Below are 25,503 nucleotides of genomic sequence, written 5' to 3'. Positions count from 1 at the left end.
GATCAGAAACAGAATATGATAAGGATGAAACTTTTTTTTACAGCCATTCTGTTTGTTATTTGTTTTTTTCTCTCGCAGAAGATAGAAGCGCAAGACGATTACAGGTATGAAATAGGAGGTATGCTCGGTACATCTTTCTACATGGGGGATGCCAACAAAACAAAACTTTATCAGGATCCGGGACTTTCGGCAGGAGTGATATTCCGCTATAATAAAGACTTGAGGTGGTCGGTGAAAAGTAACTTTGTGATAGGAAAAGTATCCGGAGATACACGAAAGTCAGGAAATAAGTTCCCATACGACCGGCAAATGTCTTTCAGTAGGATGTTTTACGAACTGGGAAGCCAGATAGAATTTAATTTTTTCAACTATAGCGATAAGTTTTCCTACTTGGGTACCAAACGGATATCACCATATGTTTTTACCGGTATCGGTATTACATTCGGTTCGGGAAAGAAAACATTTATAGACGCCAATATCCCGATAGGGATAGGAGTGAAATACAAAGTCAAAGACAGATTGAATTTGGGATTTGAATTTTCGTTCCGCAAATTGTTCAGCGATTCGTTCGATGTAACGACAAAGGACGAAGCCAATCTGGATGCCCCCTATAACATAAAGGGGAGTATATTTAAAAACAATGATTGGTATTCTCTGACAATGTTTTCGGTCACATGGGATTTTGGCTCCCGGGTATGTCCATGTTTGAATATAGATTATTAAAAAATAAAAACATAATAAATGTCGTATCTTGACAAAATAGATAAAACGCACCTTCCGAAGCACATTGCTGTGATAATGGACGGTAACGGGCGTTGGGCGCAGCAGCGCGGACTTGATCGCACATTTGGACACAAAGAAGGAGAGGCCGCAGTGAGAAGGGCTATAGAAGCTGTTGCCATTGCAGGCGTTCCGTATCTTACCTTGTATGCCTTTTCTACTGAAAACTGGAGGAGGCCGGAAGAAGAAATCAAAGCCCTTATGGCGTTGATGATACAGGCAGTATCCAGGCAGACAGCCGAGCTGGTGAAGAATAATGTCAGGGTAAAAGTGATCGGCGACATCGCCCGCCTCCCCGAAGATACACAAAAGGCATTGGACTATTGCCTACAGACCACATCGGTATGCACAGGTTCTACTGTTATAATTGCATTGAGCTACTCCTCGAAATGGGAAATAACCGAAGCAGTAAAGGCTATCGCCGCCGACATTGAAGCTGGCAAAATAGAAACAAAAGATATAACCGAAAATCTGATAACTTCATATCTTGCAACAAAAGATTATCCCGATCCCGATATTCTGATCCGTACAGGAGGTGAACTGAGGATAAGCAATTTCCTGTTGTGGCAGATTGCATATTCGGAACTATACTTTACAGATGAGTTATGGCCTGAATTCAACGAAGAGTCTTTGTATAAGGCAATTGTCGATTACCAAAACAGGGAAAGACGCTTTGGTAAAACAAGCCAGCAAGTATCAGGTAATCCGTAATTAATAAACAGGACACCATTAACACTAAGTATCAGAAAAGAAATTATCACATATATGTTCAAAAAAAGCTTATTTATTCTATTACCTATCGTATGCTCCATCTTTGTAGGGGTTAAGGCTCAGAATACAGGTAACACGGAACTTGACAACATTAACAAGGCTTTGCAGATTAGTGCGGACAGCCTGCCGGAAATATCGTATAATCATAGCCGGAAATATAAGGTTGTAGACATAAAAGTTACCGGGGTGCAGAATCCTATGTATGAAGATCATACAATACTAGGGTTTGCCAACCTGTCGGTAGGTTCGACATTGGAAATACCCGGAGCCGAAATAACAAATGCTATCAGACGCTTTTGGAAACAAGGGCTGTTCTCGGATGTGAAGATTGTTGCCACGAAGATAGAAGGTGATAATATCTGGATAGAACTGGTACTGAAAGAGCGTCCCCGTATTTCCGATATCGTTTATACCGGGATGAAAAAAGGCGAGCGTTCGGATATCGAAGCCCGTATTGGTATGGTGAAAAATTTGCAAATCACACCAAACCAGATGGATAGAGCGAAGGTCATCATAAAAAAATATTTTGATGAAAAGGGCTTTAATAAAGCTGAAATCACAATGTCCGAAACACCAGACCTTTCGAAAGAAAACCACATTATACTCAACATTGATGTTGTGAAAAAGAACAAGACCAAAGTAAATACTATCGACATCGACGGAAATGTGGAAGTAAGTGATGCTACTTTGGAAAAGGCAATGAAGAAGACACGGCACAAAAGCAATTTCCGTGCATGGATCAGAAACTTCTTGCGTTCGACTAAATATGTGCCCGAAAATTACGAGGAAGATAAGGACAACCTGATTTCCAAGTACAACGAATTGGGATACCGCGATGCAACTATATTGTGGGATACCGTTTATCAGGCTCCCGATAAACCAGAAAAGGTAAATGTGACAATCAAGGTAGACGAAGGAAAACAATATTTCATTAAAGACATAAAATGGGTAGGAAATACAATACAACCAACATGGATGTTGCAGGCAGTATTGAATATGAAACCCGGAGATATATATAACCAGAAAAAATTGACAGAACGTTTGTCGGTCGACGATGATGCGGTAATGAACCTTTACTATCAGAATAAAGGATATATATTCTCTAATGCCGACCCTGTAGAGGTGAATCTCGACAACGATTCTGTAGACCTCGAAATCCGTATTACAGAAGGACCGCAGGCATCTATCCGCAAAGTTTCCATATCCGGAAACGACCGTGTGTATGAAGATATCGTACGCCGTGAGCTGAGGATAAAGCCGGGAGCACTATATAGCCGCGACGATATTATCAGGTCGTTGCGCGAAATTGCCCAGACCGGGCACTTCGATCCCGAAAACTTAAATCCGGGTATCGTTCCCGACCCAGAGTCAGGAACAGTGGATGTGAGCCTGCCTTTAGCATCGAAAGCAAACGACCAAGTTGAATTTTCTGCCGGATGGGGACAGACAGGGGTAATAGGTAAGTTGAGCTTGAAATTCTCGAACTTCTCACTTAAAAATCTATTCAATCCGAAGTCATACAAAGGTATCATACCACAAGGGGAAGGACAGACTTTGGTCTTAAGTGCCCAAACCAATGCGAAATACTATCAGTCTTACTCAATGTCGTTTATGGACCCATGGTTTGGAGGCAAGCGTCCTAACTCACTTTCGGTAGGTGCTTATTATTCAAAACAGACTGATATCAACAGCCGCTATCTGAACAATGCTTATGGAATGTACAATCCTTACAGTAGTTATGGCTATGGTTATGGAAATAGTTATGGTGGAGACTATAGCATTGGTGCAGACCCTAACAAATCTATCCAGATGATAGGGGCATCGGTAGGGTATGGAAAACGTTTGAGTTGGCCAGACGACTACTTCTATGTACAAGCAGAACTTTCGTACCAATTATACAAAATGAAAGACTGGGCTTACTTCATCGTTAAAGATGGAACGGCAAACAACCTAAGTTTGAACCTCTCTCTGAACAGGCGGTCTATCGACAACCCTGTTTATACTCGCCGGGGAACAGATATCTCGTTGAGCCTGCAAATAACACCTCCATTCTCTATGTGGGATGGCAAGGATTATGCAGCAATGCCACTTGTCGACAACTATTACGAGTCGCCCGACAAATTTAAGTGGATAGAATATCACAAATGGAAATTCAAAGCGAAGACATTTACTTCACTGTACGAAACCAAAAGGACTCCGGTGTTGATGACCCGTGCCGAGTACGGATTTGTAGGATATTTCAATAAAGACAAAAAATCTCCTTTCGAAACATTCTATATGGGGGGAGACGGTATGTCGGGATATTCGAGCACTTATGCAACCGAAACCATCGGATTGCGCGGTTACGAAAACGGATCGTTGGGTACGCAGGCTAGTGCATACACACGCCTTGCCCTTGAGTTGAGGTATCCGCTTATACTCGAACCTTCTTCTACAATATACCTGCTTACCTTTGTCGAAGCCGGTAACGCATGGCGCGACCTGAATAAGTTTAATCCGTTCGACTTGAAGCGTTCTGCCGGTGTCGGTGCACGTATCATGCTGCCAATGATTGGCTTGATGGGTATTGACTGGGCTTACGGTTTCGACCCGATAAACGGATCGCGTAGCTATAGCGGAAGCCAGTTCCACTTTGTGATTGGGCAGGAATTTTAAATGATGTGTTTATTTAACATTCTTTAAAACAGAAGGGAATAAACAAATATGTAAATTGGTCATCTAATTATATGACACCAAAAAATAGATGTAATGAAAAGAATTGTATTGTTGTGTGCCTTGTTTGTGGGAATTATAACTTGTAGTTATGCCCAGAAATTTGCATTGATTGATATGGAATATATCCTGAAAAATATAAGCAGCTATGAGACTGCTCAGGAACAATTGGAAGTTATGTCGAAGAAATGGCAGGGAGAAGTAGAAAAAGCACAACAGGAAGTGAAGAATATGTACAAATCGTATCAATCCGACCTTGTGTTCCTGTCAGCTGAGCAAAAGACCCAAAGGGAAAATGCAATAGTGGAAAAAGAGAGAGGCATACAAGAGCTCAATAAAAAATATTTCGGGGCCGAAGGCGAACTTTTCAAAAAAAGGGAAGCGTTGGTAAAACCTATACAAGATGAGATATACAATGCAGTAAAAGAGATATCGGAGCAAAAAGGATATCAGTTAATTTTGGATAGAGCCTCGGCAGAAAGTGTTATTTTTGCATCTCCTAGAATTGATATTAGCAATGACGTTCTGGCAAAACTGGGATATTCGAAATAATTATATATATTTGCTCTCATAAATTTGAATTAACCAATTAAAGAACTAAGAACTTTTAAACTATGTTGAAAAAACTAACACTATTACTATTGGTAATAGCTCCTATGGCGATATTTGCACAGGATAAACTTGCATATATCAATGCGAATGAGATTTTTTCTAAAATGCCTGAGCTAAAAGAGGTAGAAACCAAACTTGCGTCAAAAAGCGAAACTATAAGGAAAAACGCAGCCGCTATCGAAAAAGAGTATAACGATTTGATTGAAAAATTCCAAAAGACACCATCGGATAGTATCACTCAAAGTATTGCTATAGACAGACAGACTCAAATTGAGAATCTTCAGGCCAGATATCAAAAATTCCTGCAAGACAGTCAGGTAGAACTTGAGAAAGAGCAACAAGCATTGCTGGCTCCTCTTCAACAAAAGATGAGACAAGCTATTCAGGATGTAGGTAAAGAACAAAACTATGGATATATCCTTGATGCAGCTTCTTTGATGTATGTAAGCCCTTCGGCAGTAGATGCAAGCAAACTGGTAAAAACTAAACTTGGTATAACAGACTAAGAGTTTAGATTTTAGCGTTGAAATATATAAAAAAGAAGGTGTCCCAAAAGTAAGTAGGGACACCTTTCTCGTGTTTCTGTAGTGAAGAGTTCAAAAAGTGATTAGATGCGAAGCCGCTCATTTTTAGACAGAAGGGAGCATACAAAGGTATGTGACCGATGGCTAATAAATGAAGCAATGAAGCGGATGATTCCTTTTGGGACAACACCTTTTTTGTGTTTCTATTTGCTCCTTATGACATTTATGTCTCCGCCTTTCTTATATTTAATGCCGTCCGAACCTAATGCCTCTATTACGTAAAAATAAACGCCGGTATTCACATATCTGCCTCCGTACCTGCCATCCCATCCCTTAGCCGGATCGGTGGACTCATATAGTTTCTGCCCCCACCTGTTGAAGATGGTGCATTTAAACTTGACCAGTGATTTGTAGGCTACCCTGAATTCATCGTTCGACCCCGGAGAATCCCCCGGAGAGAAATAATTGGGAATGTCGAGAAACGACTCGGTAACTTTAAACTCTACACTTGTCGTATCAGAACAAATAGAAGTGCTTTCTGCCACTTCCAGTTTTACAATAAAGTCTCCCGATTCTTCGAATGCGTATTTTATATCTTTGTCGGTATAGCGGGCTACGGGGTTGTTCATATCCCTTTTGTTGTATATAAACCATGTGTAATACCCCGCGACAGGCTCGTTGCCATATCCGTAGAAGTTGATAGTCACAGGTGCCGATCCGCCCAGGTCCGTGCCTTCGGTGCGTACTTCATTGGCAATGTTTCGTTTTTCCTGAACGGTTATCATATGGGCTTCCACAGCTATTGCCCGATAGGGGGCAGACTCCACCGTTTTTGCCTGTCCGAAGTGCTTGGCAAACTGGTCGCCTTGCAACGTGAACTTAGTATCCATCAGAGGGGCATTTATGATAATCTCCGTTCCTATTTCCCTTTCGGATATGATTGTTTCCTTATCTTCAAACGCTTCACTATTGCCGTTCCATTCCAGGTTGTTGTAAGAAATGGTATATTTGCGGCTGATATTCCTTTTGCTCCCGCCAACAGTATAGAAAGATAGTTCGTCCGATTTGTCAATGAAAAGCTTTATATTCTCGCATTTGTCCTCGTTTTCTATTACAGATACGGAGCTTAATGCCGGCTGATGCTGTTGATAGTCGACAATCCATACAGCGGCTTTTAATACATCGTTTTCTTCAGCCATATATCCCCGGCTATCTTGTATGTTGGAGATGGTATATGTTGTTTCACCTCCGCTCGACGACGAACTGATGTCTGATGCCGGTACTTGTACCTTGTCGGATAAAGTGTTGGTGTAGTAGTAGAAATTGACGGATATAGCCGACGACTTATATTGTATAGTGGCATTCGATAGCGAGTTGAGCAGATATATTTTCTCAATTCCTGTCCCTGCCAGGTTTTCATCGTAGGCATATGGTACTCCCATCCCCCCCGTCACTGTATATTGGGCAAACAATGGAATGGATAATAATATACTCAGGATAATTGTTGTCAGTTTCTTTATCATTTACTTTGAACCATTAAAAGTGAAACCCTCTACCTTTTAACGGGCAGAGGGTCTTTTTTATTATTTTTCAAAAAAATGTTTGTTGTGCCCTATTGTATTCTAAACAAGAGCTCCCACCTTTTTGAATACTCTTTCTATTCTTAGCAATGCGGCATCAACCTGCTCTTTGGTATGTGTAGCCATTAGCGAGAATCTGATCAATGTATCTGATGGGGCAACTGCCGGAGATACCACCGGATTTACAAATACGCCTTCTTCGAAAAGCATTTTGGTAATCAAGAATGTCTTTTCATTGTCCCTGATAAATAGCGGGATGATAGGTGTAGAAGTGTGGCCTATTTCGCAACCCATATCGCGGAATCCATCCAGTGCATAGTGGGTTATATCCCAAAGGTGCTTTATTCTTTCGGGTTCGGCTTTCAGTATGTCCAAAGCAGCACTAGCTGCAGCTGTAGCTCCCGGGGTGGCACTTGCTGTGAATATATATGCGCGAGAGTTGTGGCGCAGATAGTCGAGTATAGTTTCATTTCCGGCAATAAATCCGCCGATAGAAGCCAGCGATTTACTGAATGTACCCATTATCAGGTCTACATCGTCTACCAGTCCGCATTGTTCTACCAATCCTTTACCGCTATAGTTTTTGCCAAGCACGCCAAGGCTGTGAGCCTCGTCTACCATAACATTGGCATTGTATTTTTTCGAAAGTTCAACTATTTCAGGCAGTTTAGCAACGTCGCCTTCCATGCTGAATACACCGTCTACTACAATAAGTTTCACCTTGTCGGGCTCGCATTTCTGGAGTTGTTTTTCCAGCGAAGCCATGTCGTTGTGCTTGAACTTTAGCTTTGTAGAGAACGAAACCCTGCATCCTTCGATGATGGAAGCATGGTCGAGTTCGTCCCACAATATGTAATCTTCTCGTCCGGTAACGCAAGACAGTACTCCCTGATTGACATTAAACCCGGTAGAGTAAACGATGGCGTCTTCTTTTCCTACAAATTCTGCAAGTTTTTTCTCCAGTTCGATGTGGATATCCAAAGTACCATTCAAAAAACGCGAACCGGCCATACCTGTTCCGTATTTTTTTGTAGCTTCAATAGAAGCTTCTTTTACTTTAGGGTGATTGGTCAGCCCCAGATAGGCATTCGAGCCGAACATTAATACTTTCTTGCCATTGATGACAACTTCAGTGTCCTGGTCGCTTTGTATTTGTCTGAAATAGGGGTAGATTCCTGCCGCCCTTGTGTTTCTGGCCGCATCATACCGATACAACTTATCAGTTAATAAATTCATATTTGGTTTTATAACAAAATAAAGGTTTTTTACCGCATTTTGGGCTCTATCTACTTGATTTACCCCATAAAACGCAGGTTGCAAAAATAGCTAAAAAAAACCAGAAAGAAGACTTTTTTTGTGTAAATAATTTCAAAAAGGATATTTTAATGTTTTCTTTCCTGCCATACTGTCTAAGTTGGCTGTTTTTTTCTAAATTTGTAGTTTGGTATATTGTACAAAAAGACTAAGGGGTAATAAAGCCTGACATTAGATGTTGATAAACCTGCATGGTGAAAAATAAAAAAAACAAACATGATCTTTGGAAACGCTTGCGTTTCAAATACAGACTTTCGGTAATGAATGAAAATACCCTGGAGGAGGTTTGGACTATCAAGGCTTCCATATTCACAGGGGCGGTGCTGTTGTTGGTTTTTGCTTTCCTGCTGATAACCGTTACTTCCGTAATCATTATTGCCACGCCGATCCGTTACTATCTTCCGGGATATATGGATGCCGAAATCAGGGAGAATGCACTGAGGGCAGCCATGAGGTCCGACTCGCTGGAGAAGGAGATCGACTACCAGGAGGCCTATATCCGGAATATGAAAGATGTATTTGAAGGAAAAAGGCAGATAGATTCTGTGAAGATGATAGACACGATATCCGTTTCGGCCGACGATCCTGCTTTGCAGAAGACCAAATCGGAGAAACGGTTTGTGAAACAATACGAAGAGGAGGAAAAATATAATTTGTCGGTATTGCCTTTAGACGGCTCGAACCCGATGGATGGGTTGGTCTTCTTCAAGCCGGTAAAAGGAATTGTAGCAAACAAATTCGACCCTCTGAAAAAACAATTTGGCATAATGGTGAAAACTGCCGGAAAAGAAACCGTGCTGGCTGCTTTGGAAGGGGCGGTTATGTTTGCCGGATATGATATAAATGCCGGTTATTCGATACAGATACAGCATAAGAACGGTTTTATCTCGGTGTATAGCAATGTCTCTATGTTGCTCAAACAAGCGGGCGACAAAGTGCGTACGGGAGAGGCAATAGCCATAATAGAAGATAAGGGCGACGGTTCGCAAGGGCAACAGCTCGGCTTCGAACTATGGTACAGAGGTAGTGCTGTAAATCCCGAAAACTATATATCTTTTTAAAAAAGAATAATGAAACGAAATATTGCAATTTTAGGCTCAACGGGATCAATAGGTACACAGGCACTCGACATAGTGCGTCAGCATCCCGAAGCCTTCGAAATATATGCGCTCACAGCTAACGAAAATGTAGACTTGCTCATCAGGCAGGCTGTAGAGTTCCAGCCCGAAGTTGTTGTTATAGCAAACGAGGATAAGTATGGCAAACTCAAAGATGCTTTACGCGAATATCCTATCAAGGTATGGGCGGGCAGCGATTCTATTGCCCAGGTAGTAGAGAGCGAGCCTATAAACATGGTGCTTACGGCGATGGTTGGCTATTCGGGATTGAAGCCTACAATAAACGCCATTAAGGCAGGAAAAGCCATTGCGCTGGCCAATAAAGAAACCCTTGTTGTAGCAGGCGAATTGATTACAGCCTTGGCTATAGAACACAAAGTACCTATCTTGCCTGTCGATTCCGAACATTCAGCTATATTTCAATGCCTGACAGGTGAGCAAAATCCGGTAGAAAAAATAATACTTACCGCTTCGGGCGGGCCTTTCCGCAAGCACTCAGCCGAACAGTTGGCTCAGGTGACAAAAGCTGAAGCCCTTAAGCATCCCAATTGGGATATGGGCGCAAAGGTTACCATAGACTCTGCGTCACTGATGAACAAGGGGCTTGAAATGATAGAAGCTAAATGGCTGTTTGGCATAGAACCTGATAAGATAGAGGTTGTCGTACATCCGCAATCCATCATTCACTCTATGGTGCAGTTCGAAGATTCGTCTATCATAGCCCAGCTGGGTTTGCCCGATATGCACCTGCCGATACAGTATGCTTTGTCGTACCCTAAACGGTTGAAGTCGGACTTCGAACGTCTCGATTTCTTCAAACTGGGGACGATGACATTCGAGCAGCCCGATACCACCCGTTTCCGCAATCTTGCGTTTGCTTACGAAGCTGCACGTCAGAAAGGAAATATGGCTTGCATAATGAATGCAGCGAACGAAATAGCTGTGGCGGCATTTTTGCAGGATAAAGTTAGTTTTCCCGCGATGAGCGATGTAATAGAAAAAACAATGCAAAAAGCCAGCTTCGTACTGTCTCCTGTTTACGAAGATTATGTACAGTCCGATATGGAAGCGCGGCTTATCGCACAAGACTTGATTAAATAAATATATACAACAATCTGTTAATGGAAACAATCTTAATAAAAGCGTTACAGTTAATCTTCAGTTTATCTATATTGGTTATCGTTCACGAGTTCGGACATTTCCTCTTTGCCCGTATATTCAAGATAAGGGTTGAGAAGTTCTACCTCTTTTTCGATCCTTGGTTTTCCCTGTTTAAGTTCAAGCCTAAAAACAGCGACACCGAATATGGTATCGGTTGGTTGCCGCTTGGCGGATATGTAAAGATATCGGGAATGATAGACGAGTCGATGGATCGCGAGCAGATGGCACAGCCACCTCAACCGTGGGAGTTCCGTTCCAAGCCCGCATGGCAAAGGTTGCTGGTGATGGTAGGGGGCGTATTGTTCAACTTTATCCTGGCAATTATCATTTACGGGATGATACTATTTTCGTGGGGCGATTCGTACATACCTGTCAAGACAGCTCAAGACGGGATGGCATATTCGAAAACGGCGAAAGAACTGGGAGGCTATCAGGACAAAGATATTATTCTCAGCATCGACGGCAAGGATATGAATTTCCGTTCCGGCATACTTAATATGAATACTTATATGCAGTTTCTCGATGCCGGAGAAGTTGTTGTATTGCGCGATGGAAAAGAAGTGACATTAACAATGCCTGATAATTTTGCCGAAGAAGTAGTACAGTCGGGCGATCCCACTCCTCCGTATTATTTCTGGATGCCTACCGTTATCGATTCGGTATTTGCATCGGCAAAAGGAGCCGGTTTGCAGAAGGGCGACAGTATTACGGCAATCAATGGAAAGAAAGTCTTCTCGTGGATAGATGCCGTAGCAGCAATATCTCAGGAAGAAAATAAAGGTAAGGAAATAACCGTGTCGTATATGCGCGACACGACAGCAGTAGATGCTAAAGTATTAGTGAGCGACGAACTGACTATCGGCATTGGCTCGAAGAAACCGATTTACGACATAAAAGAAGATTCTTACGGATTGTTGCAGGCAATACCCGCCGGGGCAGTACTTGGGGTAGAGACATTGAAAGGGTATGTAGCCCAGATACGTTTTGTGTTTTCGTCGAAAGGGGTGCGTAGCCTTAGTGGCTTTGCAGGTATCGGCAATATGTTTCCTCCGATGTGGGACTGGCACGCATTCTGGTCTATGACAGCCTTTCTTTCCATTATATTGGCATTTATGAATATCCTGCCTATACCGGCACTCGACGGAGGACATATCATGTTCCTGCTCTACGAAGTGATTGCAAGGCGCAAACCAAACGAGAAATTTATGGAGCATGCGCAAATAGTGGGTATGTTGTTTATATTATTGCTGCTTATAGTAGCCAACGGGAATGATATAATCAGGATTTTCTTTTAAATAAAGCACAGATGACAGTAGCGGATTTAATAAACAAAAATAAGAAAACAGCTTTTTCTTTCGAGATATTGCCCCCATTGAAGGGCAACGATATCGAAAAGGTGTACAGTATAATTGACAGGCTTATAGAATTCGACCCTAAATATATAAATATCACTACCCACCATAGCGAATATATAGACCAGCAGATGCCCGATGGATCGTTGCAGAGGGCGAATATACGCAAGCGTCCGGGTTCGGTGGCTATAGCAGCCAGCATACAATACAAGTATGGGGTGACAGCCGTTCCCCATATTATCTGCAAGGGATTTTCGAGGGAAGAAACCGAATACGCCCTGATCGACTTGAACTTCCTGCATGTTCACAACCTGTTGTTGCTACAGGGAGATACCAAACGCTTGTCGCCCGAACAGATATATCCTAACCGCAACGAGTATGCAACCGACTTGCAGGCTCAGGTCAACGATTTCAACCAGGGAGTGTGGCAAGACGGTTCTCGTTTCGAGAAGAATGCAACGCCTTTCAGCTACGGCATGGCATGTTATCCCGAAGTACATGAAGATGCGCCGAGTATGGAGTCGGATATTCACTATATGAAGAAAAAAGCGGAGGCGGGAGCAGAATATTTTGTGACCCAGATGTTTTTCGACAACGAGAAATACTTCTCGTTCGTCGACAAATGCCGCAAAGAGGGAATAACCCAGCCCATCATACCCGGAGTGAAGCCTATCGTATTGATGAACCAACTGGAAGTATTGCCGCGCATTTTCCGTTCGAGCATACCGGACGAACTGGCGGCGGAGTTGCGCAAATGCAAGACCGACGACGAGGCTAAGATAGTAGGAGTGGAATGGGGTATAAAACAATGTAAGGAACTCATTGCGCATGGTGTGCCTAGCCTGCACTTTTATTCGCTGATGGCTACCGATAGTGTGGCTAAAATAGCGAGTGCAATATATTGATAAAACTTTATCTATATAAGCCTTCTACATCTCTTCCAACCCATCCAAAGGGATGGGAGTAGAGCGAAGCTAAAACGGGAGAAAAAGTAACAATGAGAAAATAGCAAAAAAGTGTTACATGTGTTACTTTTTAGGAAGATACAAGATACCAGTAGACGAGTTAACGAGTCGGTTTCTGATAAAACATGAACTTGTGCCTTGTATCTTGTTTACTTGTATCTAAAGAAAAAGTAACAATGAGGAAAACGGAAAAAAGTGCATAGTACATGACAAAAATTAAAATTATTAGGGGCGAATTATCATTCGCCAGTCGGTTGTGTCGGGCGAATGATAATTCGCCCCTACAGGCTCTCGAGAGAATATCATTTTTTTGTCATGTACTGTGAAAAAGTGTTACTTTTGTTACTTTCTCAACCAACGACCGGAATAAGGACTTGTAGCTAAATTATAAACAATGTTATTTAGAGATATAATAGGACAACAGGAGGTGAAAGAGCGGCTGGTACGTACAGCCCGTGAGGGATTTATTCCCCATGCACAGCTTTTTTGCGGGCCAGAGGGGATCGGTAAATTTCCTTTGGCACTGGCCTATGCCCAATATCTCAACTGTGAAAACCCTACCGAAAGCGACTCGTGCGGCATATGTCCTTCGTGTAGCAAATACAACAATCTGGCGCATCCCGACTTACACTTCGTATTCCCTATTGTAAAGAAAGCGGCGAAGAAGAAGGACGTTTGCGACGACTATATCAGCGAATGGCGCGAATTTGTAAAACGTAGCAGCTATTTCAATCTTAGCCAGTGGCTTGGTTTTATTGATGCCGAAAATTCTCAGGGGTTGATTTATGCTAAGGAGAGCGAGGAGATTATACGTAAGCTGAACCTGCGTATCTACGAAGCCAAATACAAGGTGATGATGATATGGCTTCCGGAAAAGATGCACGAATCGTGCGCCAACAAACTGTTGAAGATAATAGAAGAGCCTACCGACAATACATTGTTCTTGTTGGTATCCGATATGCCCGACCATATAATTACTACAATACAGTCGCGTTGCCAGCGGATAAATATACATGGCATAGAAGAAGACGATATTGTGGGCGCTCTGCAATCGGGCTATAACATTAGCCGCGAAGATGCAGCAAATGTAGCACATCTATCAAATGGCAGTTACTTAAAAGCCCTCGAAACCATCAGCCTGAACGAAGAGCATAAGTTCTTTTTCGACCTTTTCATCCAGATGATGCGCGCATCCTATGCCCGCAATATCAAACAGATAAAAGCTATCGGCAACGAACTGGGTGGCATAGGACGCGAAAATCAGAAGAGCTTCCTTGCTTATTGCCAGCGTATGGTGAGGGAATATTTTATAAGCAATTTGCAACAGCCTGATATGATTTATCTGGCGCAGGATGAAGCCAATTTCGGCGTAAGGTTTGCCCCTTTTGTCAACGAAAAGAATATTTTCGGACTGATGGACGAACTGGCGTTGGCCGAACGGCATATCGAACAGAATGTAAATGCAAAGATGGTGTTTTTCGATCTTTGCCTCAAAATAACAATGTTGATTAAGCAATAAATATAGACCCACAAAGCCGTTAAAGGGGCTTTGTTTTTCAAGAACTTGATAAATATAACATAATGGAATCAGATCAAAACCAAAATACATCATTGCCTATCGGTTGTCAGGGCACTTGCAAAACACTTATCGGCTGCACTTGTGGCAAGGTTGATAACGAGACTGTAGAAAATGCAGAAGACAATCAGGAGAGCCGGAAAACTGTAGTCAATAAAGATGCCGGCAAAGAGAAAACGGTAGAAAAGGCGGCTAAAGGCGATTGCGAAAGATGCACGACAGGAGGATGCTGCAATGGTACTCACAAACTGGAAGTTTACAACTGGCTCGAAGACATGCCGGAGCTGATGAATACCTCAAAGATGGTAGAAGTGCAGTTCAAAAACACACGAAAAGGCTATTATCTGAATAGTAATAATCTGGAGTTGTACAAGGGTGATATTGTAGCCGTAGAAGCTACTCCCGGTCACGACATCGGCGAGGTTACCCTTACTGGCAAACTCGTAGATCTGCAAATGCTTAAAAATAACTACCGGGGCGAGACTAAGCGCATCTACAGGACTGCAAAACCCAACGATATAGAAAAATGGGACGAAGCCCGGGCCAAAGAGCATAAGACGATGCTCCGTGCCCGCGAAATAGCAGAAGAGCTCAACCTGAATATGAAAATAAGCGATGTGGAATATCAGGGCGATGGCAACAAGGCTATATTTTATTATATTGCAGACGAACGCGTCGATTTTCGTCAGTTGATCAAGGTATATGCTTCCGAGTTTCGTGTAAAAATAGAAATGAAGCAGATCGGAGCACGTCAGGAAGCCGGAAGGGTAGGTGGTATCGGGCCTTGTGGGCGCGAACTTTGCTGCTCAAGCTCTATGTCTAACTTTATATCGGTGTCTACATCGGCTGCCCGTTTGCAGGATATCCCGTTGAACCCGCAAAAGTTGGCAGGGCAATGCGGAAAACTGAAATGCTGCTTAAACTTCGAAGTAGATACTTATGTGGAAGCCCAACGCAAGTTGCCTTCGCGCGATGTGGTGCTGGAAACGAAAGATGCTTCCTACTATCATTTCAAGACGGATGTGCTATCCGGCATGATGACTTATTCCACCGACAAGAACTTTGCCGCCAATCTAGTGACTCTCTCTAAAGACAGGGTGTATGATGTAATAAGGACTAATAAGCGTGGCGATAAACCTTTGCACCTTGTATCCGAAGAGCAGGAGCAAAACGAAAAGCCGGCTTCATACGATATATTGCAGGAAAATATAACTCGTTTCGACAACAGTTCCAATAATAACCGCGACAGAGGCAACCGTAAAAAGTTTGCAAAGAACAAGCAAGATGGTAGCGGCGATAATAACAAGCAAGGCAATAACAACAAGCAGTTGAAAAAGCCCCAGGCCAATACCGATGCCAAACCTCAGTCTCAGCCCGCCGGCAAGGCAGAACAACCTGCACAAAACAATAATCAGAGATCGAATAAAAAGCAGCATTATCGCAACAACCGTAACCGGAATAACCGGGATCGCGACCAGAATGCAGGTAACCAGAAAAACACAAATGAATAGACGGCTTAATATATTGACCTTGCTGATCGCAGCGCTTTTCTTCTCTTGCCAGAAGGGGGAAATATATTATAATTTCTACGAGCTGGATAAGCAGGAATGGAAGCAGAAAGATACTTTGTTCTTCGATGTAGATTCAACCTCTTTCGAGTTGAATATCCCGTATGCAGTATCGTTGGAGTTGGTAAATAATACCAACTATCCTTACCAGAACATTCATTTCTTTGTTCAGCATGACCTGGGTGACGATTTTGCATATTATCTTCCACCCGAAGGATTCCTTTTGACAGACGAGTTTGGCAAATGGCTTGGTTCCGGCTTTGGTTCTACTTACCAGAAGTCGCTGCCTTTGGGCAAGATAGTTTTCAGGGAAAGGCACAATTACCGGATCAAGGTGGAACATGCTATGCGCGACGAACCTCTTATTGGCATCGAGAAAGTAGGGTTGAAAATATGTAAAGGCAATAATTGATTGGTTTTTCTTATTGTCACTTAGCCGGATTTTCCATTATCAGGGGAGTTTTATATTTAGACAATTACTTTAGCAATCGATATTATGAATAAACTAACATTTACCCTTGTTTTTCTATTTCTGTCATTACCTTTGTTTTCGCAGGATTATACTTTACCCGATATCCAGGGATTGAGAGACCGAAGAGGGGGTGTTGTATTAGAGGCAGGTGGCTATGAAATCATTATTTCCGGTATGAAAGGAAATATGGACGATGACAAAGTATTGGCTCAACTTAAGAAGAAATATAATATCAAGGATGTTTTAGCCAACTATTCCGATTCCACACTGGATGTGCCCAACAAAGCCTTTGAAGCTATAGCAAGGCGGGAAGACCGGCCTAACACAACATTCAATATGAAAGGCTATCTGATAAGCGAGCCGGAAAAGGGAATCACTACTATTATCTTTCAAACCCTGAACCAGCGTAATCCGCAGTTGGAACAAGCTATTGTACAGATATATCTGGATGGGAAAATAGATGATTATATAACCGATCTCAGAGCCGATTCCATTCAGTTTGCAGGCAGGACTATCCATCTGGGTAATGCTTGTTTGTGGCGCAGTGCTCACAATGTCTATTGTATGGGAGGGCAGATAAGCTGGTCGGAACACACCTCGTTCGAAGCCGCCAATCAGGATATAAACAACCGCATAGCCGCCAATGCCGATGGCAAAGATGTTGTAGTGTTGGATGAGGGACCTCTCGATATCATGTTCGAAGGGATACCATCCTTGGCTTACCGCGTAGCTTACCAGCAGGAGGAGAAATATGAAATTGCTGCCAGTGCCGCCAGAAGCCTTATCGTTTACTACATAGTGCAGGAAGTAAGAGGGCGGTACATGAGTTGTGTGTTGAGCAACTACGGATATAATCGCAACGACTACAGGTTGTCGCCACTGTTGCAGCAGGTAATGAGCATTCCTCAATTGCCCGAATCGGCGCATAATGCTTTCGACATACCCGAGTATGAACAACTAGAAACTATAGGGAACAGGAACGCAGGATTTACGCTGTTAACAGAGGAAGAGGAAGCAGAATCTAAGCTGTTGATCAATATATGGGAAGTAAGAGTCGGAACGTCGCTGCCCCTAGGTAAACTAAACAAGATATTTGAGGTGGCTCCTACAGTTGGTTTCTTCGTAGGAGTACCTTTCAATAATGCGACTATGGCTTTTGATATAGGATTGCAGATGACCTTTCCTGTCAGTTCCAAGCCTTTCGACTATTACCGGCACGACGAATTTTATGATGTAGCCAAGGCCAGGGCAATTTTTGGTATGAACCTCAGGTGGCGCTACCAGAAAATGTTAGCACCCGATGTATTCCTTACACCATATCTCACCTTTGGTTTTAACGGATTGCGAACTAACCTCAGGAAAGAAGGTGATGACGAAGAAGAATCGCCTTTCTATTTTGTGGAAACATTTGGCGTATATGGCGGAGCCGTCTTGCGCTATAAAAAAGTGGGCTGTTTTGCCGAGTATCAGTATTCTCCGTATTCTATAGGGAATAAAGTGAAAAGCAGCTTTGGAAACAGCGCCGTCAACGTAGGGTTGTCTTTCTGTTTTTAAGGTTTATTGAATTATTCTGTTTTTAAGCTAAAAGCATAATAGAGCCTATTAGTCATTAAACAATTTTTCATACCTTTGTAAGTCATAAAAAACAAATATATTGGCATGGCAGATACCAAGCAGCAGTTTGAACATGTGATTGCAATATGCCGTGGTCTTTTCGCCAAGAAGCTTAAAGACTATGGTGCTTCGTGGCGTATCCTTAGGCCGCAATCGGTTACCGACCAGATACTTATTAAAGCAAAGCGCATTCGCAGTATCGAAGAAAAAGGGGTGAGCCTTATCAACGAAGGCATCGCTTCCGAATTTATAGGCATTGTCAATTACGGTATCATCGGGCTTATACAGCTGGAACTCGGTTATTCCGATAGCATAGACTTAAACGAAGAGCAAGTCTTAGCCTTGTACGATAAGCATATGACAGATACCAAGGAACTGATGTATGCAAAAAACCACGATTACGACGAGGCTTGGCGTTCGATGCGTATAAGCTCCTACACCGATCTTATACTCACAAAGATATATCGCACAAAACAAATAGAAGAAAATGAAGGGAAAACAATCGTATCCGAAGGTATAGACGCCAATTACAAGGATATGATTAATTATTCACTATTCGGACTTATAAAACTGGAATTTCCCGATAAAGAAAGGGGTTAAGAGCGAATGAACAAAAAGGATACTCTAATAAAAGTGCTTGTAGAAATTTCCAGAGTAGTACTGGGGGCGACTTTTATTTTTTCAGGCTTCGTGAAGGCGGTCGATCCGTTTGGCTTTGCATACAAGATAGAAGATTATTTTGCAGCATTTGGCGTTCCCTCGCTGTCAATACTTGCGTTTCCTATCTCAGCCGGACTGTGCATAGCCGAGTTTGCGATGGGTGCTTGCATGCTGTTTGGGCTTTACCGCAGGTGGAACTCCCGCCTGATGCTTGCCATGATGGTGTTTATGACCCTGCTCACATTCTATCTGGCAATAGCCGATCCTGTGGACGACTGCGGGTGTTTTGGCGATGCCGTTATTATTACCAACTGGCAGACTTTCTTCAAGAATATAGTATTGTTGGCTTGTTCTGTTATGGCTTGTATATATTGCGAGCGTATTACCAATCTTTTTACAGGTAAGACCTATTGGCTTGCATTCCTATACATCTTTATATTTATAGGCTTTTTCGTTTTCCGCAACTACCTGTATAATCCGCTTTTCGATTTCCGTCCGTATAAAATAGGAGCTAACCTGCCTGAACTGATGGATGTGAACGAAGGCGAAGGGCGGCACGAAGTCTCTACACTTGTATATGCTAAAGATGGGGTGGAGAAAGAATTTACCGAAGACAATTATCCTTGGGAAGACAGTACGTGGGTATTCGTAAGGATGGATACCAAAGTGCTGAACGAGGGAGTAGAGTCGCCTATCAAGGATTTCGCAATTAATAGGCTGGACTTCGACTCACGGAGGACGGAAATAATAGGTCAGGCAGATATTACGCAAGAAGTATTGTCTGATACCAGTTATGTCTTCCTGATGATTAGCCCGTTGTTGGATCATATGAGTGCGTCCTATCTCGGTAGTTTCGAAGATGTGGAGAACTATGCCAGCGACTATGGATATAAATTTTATTGCATTACAGGTTCGCCAAAGGATGAAATTGTGAAATGGTCGGGCGATAATGCCATAAACTTCACATTCTGTTCGATGGACGAGCGCACACTGAAAACGATAATACGTACCAACCCGGGACTTGTCTTGTTAAAAAATGGAACAGTGGTCAACAAATGGGCAGATATAGATGTTCCTGTAGAAAGTAGCCTGACAGCACCTTTATCCCAATTAGAGTACGGTCGGCTGGTCGATGCAAAAGAACGAGACAGGGATAATCTTCTCTATATATGTGCTATATTTTTGATCCCACTGTTGAGCCTCAAGGGATTCGATTTTCTGGTGTACAGGCGCAGGAAGGAAGAAGAACAACCGACGGGCATAATTGAGTAAAACTTTGACTAATATATTTAATAAACAACAAGAATTAGAATTATGAGAAAAAACATTGTAGCAGGAAACTGGAAAATGAACAAGAACCTTCAGGAAGGTGTGGCTTTTGCAAAAGAACTTGAAGCTGCTCTTGCCGGCAAGGAACTGAAATGTGATGTTGTTATAGGAACTCCATTTATCCATTTGGCTAGCATAGCATCTTCTACAAAGTTGGGCGTAGCTGCGCAAAACTGTGCTGACAAAGCATCTGGTGCATATACAGGAGAAATATCGGCTGCAATGGTGGCTTCTACAGGTGCCAAATATGTTATACTAGGCCACTCTGAGCGTCGTACATACTATGGCGAAACAGATGCAATACTGAAAGAAAAAGTATTGTTGGCTTTGGCTAACGGGCTTACTCCTATTTTCTGTATCGGAGAAACAAAAGAAGAAAGAGAAAAAAACATACACTTCGATGTAGTGAAAACACAAGTGGAAAAAGCCCTTTTCGATCTTTCGGCCGAAGATTTCGCTAAAATAGTAATCGCTTACGAGCCGGTTTGGGCTATAGGTACAGGCCTTACTGCAACATCGGAACAAGCACAGGAAATGCACGCTTACATCCGCAAAACGATTGCTGCAAAATACAATAACGAAGTGGCTGACAACACATCTATCCTTTACGGAGGTAGCGCCAACGGAGGCAATGCGAAAGAACTGTTTGCTTGTCCTGACATCGACGGCGGACTTATTGGTGGTGCTTCTCTCGATGTTGAGAAGTTTATTCCTGTTATCGAAGGATTTTAATATCACACACTACATATTACGGGAGTCCCGTGCAGATTCCCGTAATTATTTTATCTATAATATATGAAAACCTATTTTTTATTCCTTACTTCATTTTGTATCTGTTTTTTATCGTTGCCATGCATAGCGCAGGACGGGCATCGTACAATAATAGAAGACCTTAATTCCCGCAAGGCAGGACAAGGCCGGATAACCGTCATGCAAGACGAAACCATCGACAAGATACTTGGCATCCGTCAGGAGATAGATACAACTAAAAAATTAGGATATGTAGACCCTAATGCCGAATATGTAAAAGTAAAAGGATTCAAAATACAGGTTTTTTCCGGTAACAATCAGCAACGCTCCAAAAGAGAAGCCGAATCGAAGAAAGCACAGGTACGTTCAGCTTTTCCCGAATTGGAAGCTGTTGTCAACTTCCAGTCTCCAGTCTGGCGTTTGCGTGTGGGCAACTTCGTAAAGAAGGAAGACGCCGAAACGGTACTGAAAGAGATGAAAAAGAAATTACCCTCTTTGGGACGCGAGATGTATGTTGTCTCCGATGTCGTAAAGCGTGTCGTTGAATAATTTTACCGGATAAATAAATCTTCACAATGCAAGAAGAACAGAAAACAGAACTGTTAGCGACTCACTACAAAGATGTAATAAACCTTCTGGGAGAAGACGCCGGAAGAGAAGGGCTGCTCGATACTCCTGTGCGTGTGGCCAAGGCTATGCAATTCCTTACGAAAGGTTATCAGGAAGACCCTCGCGAAATACTCAACAAAGCTCTATTCAAAGAAGACTACCGCCAGATGGTGATCGTAAAGGATATTGACTTTTATTCGCTTTGCGAGCATCATATGTTGCCATTCTGGGGCAAGGCTCATGTCGCATATATTCCCGATGGATATATAACAGGGCTGAGCAAGATAGCGCGTGTTGTAGATGTATTTGCCCGCAGGCTGCAAGTGCAGGAAAGGATGACCTTGCAAATAAAGGAATGTATTCAGAAAACGCTCAACCCTTTGGGTGTAATGGTTGTTATAGAAGCGCAGCATATGTGTATGCAGATGCGTGGAGTGGAAAAGCAAAACTCTACGACGACCACCTCCGATTTTACCGGAGTATTTAACCAGGCAAAAACCCGCGAAGAATTTATCAACCTTATACGATAGTTCTTCTGTAATATAAAGAAATGCTGCGGGGCCACGTCTGAAAAAAAGAACGGCCTCGCTTTTTAAGTTTTAAGAATCAGTAACCGCTATGCTTTATTACGATATACATACTCACAATACTTGCCTCCGAGGCGAAGGGCAGGATGTCCGTCGTATATTAAATACATATCCTGAGACGTTTGAAGCGGTGAGGGCGCAAAACCCCAATTCATGGTATTCGTGCGGCATACATCCTTGGTATTCCGGCAATGCAGAAGAAAAGTTGGCACAACTAACCTCGATACTTACACAAAAGAAAGTAGTAGCAGTAGGCGAAGCCGGGCTGGACAAACTGAAAGGTGGCGATATGCAAATGCAAACCGATATATTCAGAAAGCAAATAGACCTTTCTATCCGCTTCGATAAGCCTATGATTATACACTGCGTAAAAGCTTGGGACGAACTTATTGCTTTGCATAAGGCATATAAATCGCATACACCCTGGATTCTACATGGGTATAGGGGTAATGCAGAACAGGCAAGGCAACTGGTACAGTTTGGATTTAAGTTTTCTGTAGGAGAGAAGTTTAATGCGGATGCCGTTAGGCATATTCCTTCAGACTCATTGTTTTGCGAAACCGATAATTCGAAAGTATCTATTTGTAATATTTATAGTTCGGTGTCTGACGTTTTGGGTGTAGATGTGAGTGTTTTCGTAGGGTTGGCTGCCAAAAATGCTATCAAAATGTTTGATTTTTCTTGACAAGCGTTTATTTTAAATAATAATTTCTTTATTTTTACAAATTGATAAATAAAGAAGGAGCCTATGATTGATGTGAATGCTCATATCTTATTGATATATACGGGAGGAACTATCGGGATGGTAGAGAATATAGAAACAGGTTCGCTCGAACCATTCGACTTTGCCCATCTGAATAGCCATATACCCGAACTGCAACGTTTTAGATTTCAGGTAGACCATATCGTGTTCAACCCTGTAATAGACTCCTCTGAGGTGACACCCGAACATTGGAAAATGCTCGTCCGTACCATCGAAGGGAATTACGACAGGTACGATGGATTTGTAATACTGCATGGTACCGATACAATGTCGTACACGGCTTCGGCTCTTAGCTTTATGATCGAAAACCTGCATAAGCCAATCGTGCTCACCGGAGCGCAGTTGCCGATAGGAAAGCTGAGGACAGATGCCAAAGAAAACCTGATTACAGCCCTCGAAATAGCAGCCGACAAAGACAGTGTAGGAAATCCGATTGTGCCCGAAGTCTGTATCCTGTTCCAAAACGATTTGCTGCGTGGCAACCGTACAACGAAGGCGAATGCAGAAAACTTCAACGCTTTCAAGTCATACAATTACCCCAATCTCGGCAAATCGGGCATACAGATACGCTACGACCGGAAGGTTATCCGCACACCCGATTACGAAAAGAAGACCATTTTTCATTACAGGCTCGATACGCGTATTGCTACCTTGAAGCTATTCCCCGGCATCAATAAGCATGTTGTAGAATCCATCTTGTCGATGAAAAATATAAAAGGCTTGATATTAGAAACATACGGTTCGGGGAATGCTCCATTATCGCCCTGGTTTATCGATGCGATACGCGAAATCGTAAAAAAAGGCGTTATAGTAGTAAACATAACCCAATGTAATATCGGGATGGTAGACATGCAACGCTACGAGACAGGAAGGGAACTGCTCAAAGCCGGAGTTGTAAGTGGTAGCGATGCCACATTCGAAACGGCAATAGCCAAACTTATGTTCCTGATAGGGCATAAATACGAAAAAGAAGAGATAAAAATAAGGATGAGAGTACCTCTGGTCGGAGAAATGACGCGGACAGACGACAAAGTAAATGAAAAAATATAAAGACCTGAAAATAATGGCGGATAAATCGAAACCATTATTTTTGCAATATTATAAGAAGAATAAGAAACGCTTAGCTAAAATGGATACCGTCGTCAGGCAACTGCACGAAGAAGTATCCTCGCAAGTTGATTGCTTGCAGTGTGCAAACTGTTGCCGGTCGCTGGGACCTGCAATCTATGATAAAGATATCGACCGCATTGCAAAGGCATTGAGGATGAAACCATCGGATGTAGTTGCTACTTATTTGAAAATAGACGAAGATGGAGATTATGTGTTCAACTCCATGCCTTGCCCCTTTCTTATGCCCGACAATTACTGCTCTATATACGAGCATCGGCCAAAAGCGTGCAGGGAATATCCACATACCGATAGAAAGAAGTTTGAACAAATATACAAACTTACTGTTAAAAATACCGAAACCTGTCCGATAGCCTACGAGGTATTGTTACGGTTACTCGACGAATAAACATATATTTTGGATATGAAATATTTATATTGTTTGATAATTTGTGGTATTTTTTTCTCAACGGCAGTAAACGCACAGGAAGAAAAAAGTGTGGGAGTAGAATTACAAGGTGATACTGTTCCACAGAACACACATGAAGAGAAATATCGAAAGAAGCATCGTCATAATAAACATAGCGAAAACCATAGGAAAGATAGTGTCGGCAGCCCGGTAAGGGCATTTCTCGATCATCAGGCAGATGTCATAGTAGGCTCTATGTTTGGCCCTTCCAAGCAACTTAGCAATGCCGATAGTCTGATCAATAAATTCGATGCTATGCCATCTTTCGGCATATACAAAGATAACTACTTTGTCGTAGGTACAGATATGTTCGAGAAACCGACATCCGACAATTCCGATGCAAAATTTCAGGTCAGCATCCGGCAGAAACTTACCAATAGTACATTGCCGTTCAAAACATACTTTTTCCTGACATATACCCAAAAAGCATTTTGGGATGTATTTAAAGAGTCCTTCCCTTTTCGCGACCTGAATTATAACCCTACCATCGGGCTTGGGCGGGCTTTAGTACGGCACAACCGCTTTTTGGGAACAATAACCCTACAATTCGAACACGAGTCGAACGGAAAAGGCGGTGACGACTCTCGTAGTTGGAATAAGATATCATTTGGCACCAACCTTACACTAAACGACCGTTGGACACTTCACTCCAAAGCTTGGATACCCATCGTAGATGGAACGAACAACAAAAATATTGTAAAATATGCAGGTTGGGGGCAAATAGGTATGGACTATTCTGGCCCTAGACGAAAATATACATTCAGTTGTCTGGTTACCAAAAGAGGAGGGTTCAACCTTAATGCAAATGTTACAGCAAACTTTGCCGTCCGTTTGTTTAGCGACGACAACCAATATTTGTTTGTCGAGTATTATAATGGTTACGGAGAATCTATGCTCGAATACAAACAATACAGGCAGCGTTTGAGATTAGGTATTGTTATAAAGCCAGATTTCTTTAGTATGCATTAATTTTTTTTGATTCGTAAACATCTAATCCATAGTGTGCTGCGAATTTCCCTTAAAAAACTTCAAAAAAAAGATTGTGAATAATTTGTATTGTAAGGAATGATTTTCTACTTTTGTACCCGCTTTGGAACTGGAGCGAACAAC

Annotated in this window: 24 protein-coding genes; 22 read left to right on the top strand and 2 right to left on the bottom strand. The window is 42.4% G+C overall.

Features of this window, described 5'->3' with window-relative positions; translation table 11 throughout:
• Positions 1-24: 24 nt before the first annotated feature.
• The 5 genes from D0T57_RS09785 (at position 25) to D0T57_RS09765 (ending at position 5,381) form a co-directional block, all read left to right on the top strand.
• On the top strand, positions 25-723 hold the full coding sequence (locus D0T57_RS09785; protein ID WP_255490563.1) for a DUF6089 family protein: 699 nt from the start codon (positions 25-27) through the stop codon (positions 721-723).
• Between the two features lie 18 nt (positions 724-741).
• The gene (locus D0T57_RS09780; protein WP_163273313.1) at positions 742-1,491 is read left to right on the top strand and encodes an isoprenyl transferase; all 750 of its coding nucleotides are present in this window, start codon (positions 742-744) and stop codon (positions 1,489-1,491) included.
• Between the two features lie 54 nt (positions 1,492-1,545).
• Positions 1,546-4,206, top strand: a complete 2,661-nt coding sequence (locus tag D0T57_RS09775; RefSeq protein WP_163273312.1) for an outer membrane protein assembly factor — start codon at positions 1,546-1,548, stop codon at positions 4,204-4,206.
• 93 nt (positions 4,207-4,299) lie between these two features.
• Positions 4,300-4,815 carry an OmpH family outer membrane protein gene (locus D0T57_RS09770; RefSeq protein WP_163273311.1) on the top strand — a complete coding sequence of 172 codons (516 nt, stop codon included), beginning with the start codon at positions 4,300-4,302 and terminating at the stop codon, positions 4,813-4,815.
• 62 nt (positions 4,816-4,877) lie between these two features.
• Complete coding sequence (locus D0T57_RS09765; protein WP_163273310.1) at positions 4,878-5,381, top strand: OmpH family outer membrane protein; 504 nt, start codon at positions 4,878-4,880, stop codon at positions 5,379-5,381.
• Positions 5,382-5,602: 221 nt separating this feature from the next.
• Here D0T57_RS09765 and D0T57_RS09760 read toward each other — a convergent pair whose 3' ends face one another.
• Positions 5,603-6,922 carry a gliding motility-associated C-terminal domain-containing protein gene (locus D0T57_RS09760; protein ID WP_185154662.1) on the bottom strand — a complete coding sequence of 440 codons (1,320 nt, stop codon included), beginning with the start codon at positions 6,920-6,922 and terminating at the stop codon, positions 5,603-5,605.
• A gap of 99 nt (positions 6,923-7,021) precedes the next feature.
• Positions 7,022-8,215 carry a pyridoxal phosphate-dependent aminotransferase family protein gene (locus D0T57_RS09755; RefSeq protein WP_163273309.1) on the bottom strand — a complete coding sequence of 398 codons (1,194 nt, stop codon included), beginning with the start codon at positions 8,213-8,215 and terminating at the stop codon, positions 7,022-7,024.
• 269 nt (positions 8,216-8,484) lie between these two features.
• Here D0T57_RS09755 and D0T57_RS09750 point away from each other — a divergent pair, with 269 nt between their 5' ends.
• From D0T57_RS09750 to D0T57_RS09670, 17 genes are all read left to right on the top strand, one after another.
• Entirely contained in the window at positions 8,485-9,354 is an 870-nt protein-coding gene (locus tag D0T57_RS09750; protein WP_163273308.1) for a murein hydrolase activator EnvC, read from the top strand.
• A gap of 9 nt (positions 9,355-9,363) precedes the next feature.
• The gene (locus D0T57_RS09745) at positions 9,364-10,512 is read left to right on the top strand and encodes a 1-deoxy-D-xylulose-5-phosphate reductoisomerase (protein ID WP_163273307.1); all 1,149 of its coding nucleotides are present in this window, start codon (positions 9,364-9,366) and stop codon (positions 10,510-10,512) included.
• Between the two features lie 20 nt (positions 10,513-10,532).
• Positions 10,533-11,867, top strand: coding sequence for an RIP metalloprotease RseP (gene rseP / locus D0T57_RS09740; RefSeq protein ID WP_163273306.1), 1,335 nt, complete (start codon positions 10,533-10,535; stop codon positions 11,865-11,867).
• An 11-nt stretch (positions 11,868-11,878) separates the two neighbouring features.
• A complete protein-coding gene (locus tag D0T57_RS09735; RefSeq protein ID WP_163273305.1) occupies positions 11,879-12,829 on the top strand; it encodes a methylenetetrahydrofolate reductase in 951 nt (316 codons plus the stop codon).
• Between the two features lie 454 nt (positions 12,830-13,283).
• Positions 13,284-14,408, top strand: coding sequence for a DNA polymerase III subunit (locus D0T57_RS09730; protein ID WP_163273304.1), 1,125 nt, complete (start codon positions 13,284-13,286; stop codon positions 14,406-14,408).
• Positions 14,409-14,470: 62 nt separating this feature from the next.
• On the top strand, positions 14,471-15,976 hold the full coding sequence (locus tag D0T57_RS09725) for a regulatory iron-sulfur-containing complex subunit RicT (protein WP_163273303.1): 1,506 nt from the start codon (positions 14,471-14,473) through the stop codon (positions 15,974-15,976).
• Entirely contained in the window at positions 15,969-16,445 is a 477-nt protein-coding gene (locus tag D0T57_RS09720; protein WP_255490561.1) for a gliding motility lipoprotein GldH, read from the top strand. The genes D0T57_RS09725 and D0T57_RS09720 overlap by 8 nt, the downstream gene beginning before the upstream one ends.
• Positions 16,446-16,529: 84 nt before the next feature.
• On the top strand, positions 16,530-18,059 hold the full coding sequence (locus D0T57_RS09715) for a hypothetical protein (protein ID WP_163273302.1): 1,530 nt from the start codon (positions 16,530-16,532) through the stop codon (positions 18,057-18,059).
• A gap of 105 nt (positions 18,060-18,164) precedes the next feature.
• Complete coding sequence (locus tag D0T57_RS09710; protein ID WP_163273301.1) at positions 18,165-18,719, top strand: DUF1599 domain-containing protein; 555 nt, start codon at positions 18,165-18,167, stop codon at positions 18,717-18,719.
• A 6-nt stretch (positions 18,720-18,725) separates the two neighbouring features.
• Positions 18,726-20,051: a BT_3928 family protein gene (locus D0T57_RS15865; RefSeq protein WP_163273300.1), complete on the top strand. Its 1,326-nt coding sequence runs from the start codon at positions 18,726-18,728 to the stop codon at positions 20,049-20,051.
• Positions 20,052-20,093: 42 nt separating this feature from the next.
• Positions 20,094-20,840 (top strand): triose-phosphate isomerase, encoded by a 747-nt coding sequence (gene tpiA / locus D0T57_RS15860; protein WP_163273299.1) that lies wholly within the window; start codon positions 20,094-20,096, stop codon positions 20,838-20,840.
• A 63-nt stretch (positions 20,841-20,903) separates the two neighbouring features.
• Complete coding sequence (locus D0T57_RS09695; RefSeq protein ID WP_163273298.1) at positions 20,904-21,407, top strand: SPOR domain-containing protein; 504 nt, start codon at positions 20,904-20,906, stop codon at positions 21,405-21,407.
• 26 nt (positions 21,408-21,433) lie between these two features.
• On the top strand, positions 21,434-21,997 hold the full coding sequence (gene folE / locus D0T57_RS09690) for a GTP cyclohydrolase I FolE (protein WP_163273297.1): 564 nt from the start codon (positions 21,434-21,436) through the stop codon (positions 21,995-21,997).
• 88 nt (positions 21,998-22,085) lie between these two features.
• Positions 22,086-22,739, top strand: coding sequence for a TatD family hydrolase (locus D0T57_RS09685; protein WP_163273296.1), 654 nt, complete (start codon positions 22,086-22,088; stop codon positions 22,737-22,739).
• Positions 22,740-22,802: 63 nt separating this feature from the next.
• On the top strand, positions 22,803-23,867 hold the full coding sequence (locus D0T57_RS09680; RefSeq protein WP_163273295.1) for an asparaginase: 1,065 nt from the start codon (positions 22,803-22,805) through the stop codon (positions 23,865-23,867).
• Positions 23,854-24,333, top strand: a complete 480-nt coding sequence (locus tag D0T57_RS09675; protein WP_163273294.1) for a YkgJ family cysteine cluster protein — start codon at positions 23,854-23,856, stop codon at positions 24,331-24,333. The genes D0T57_RS09680 and D0T57_RS09675 overlap by 14 nt, the downstream gene beginning before the upstream one ends.
• Before the next feature lie 90 nt (positions 24,334-24,423).
• Complete coding sequence (locus tag D0T57_RS09670; protein ID WP_368666915.1) at positions 24,424-25,362, top strand: phospholipase A; 939 nt, start codon at positions 24,424-24,426, stop codon at positions 25,360-25,362.
• Positions 25,363-25,503 lie beyond the last annotated feature (141 nt).

The sequence above is a fragment of the Dysgonomonas sp. 511 genome, assembly GCF_010501105.1.
Classification (GTDB): domain Bacteria; phylum Bacteroidota; class Bacteroidia; order Bacteroidales; family Dysgonomonadaceae; genus Dysgonomonas.
The sequence above is the reverse complement of the archived record's forward strand: the minus strand, read 5'-3'. Positions and strand labels throughout refer to the sequence as shown.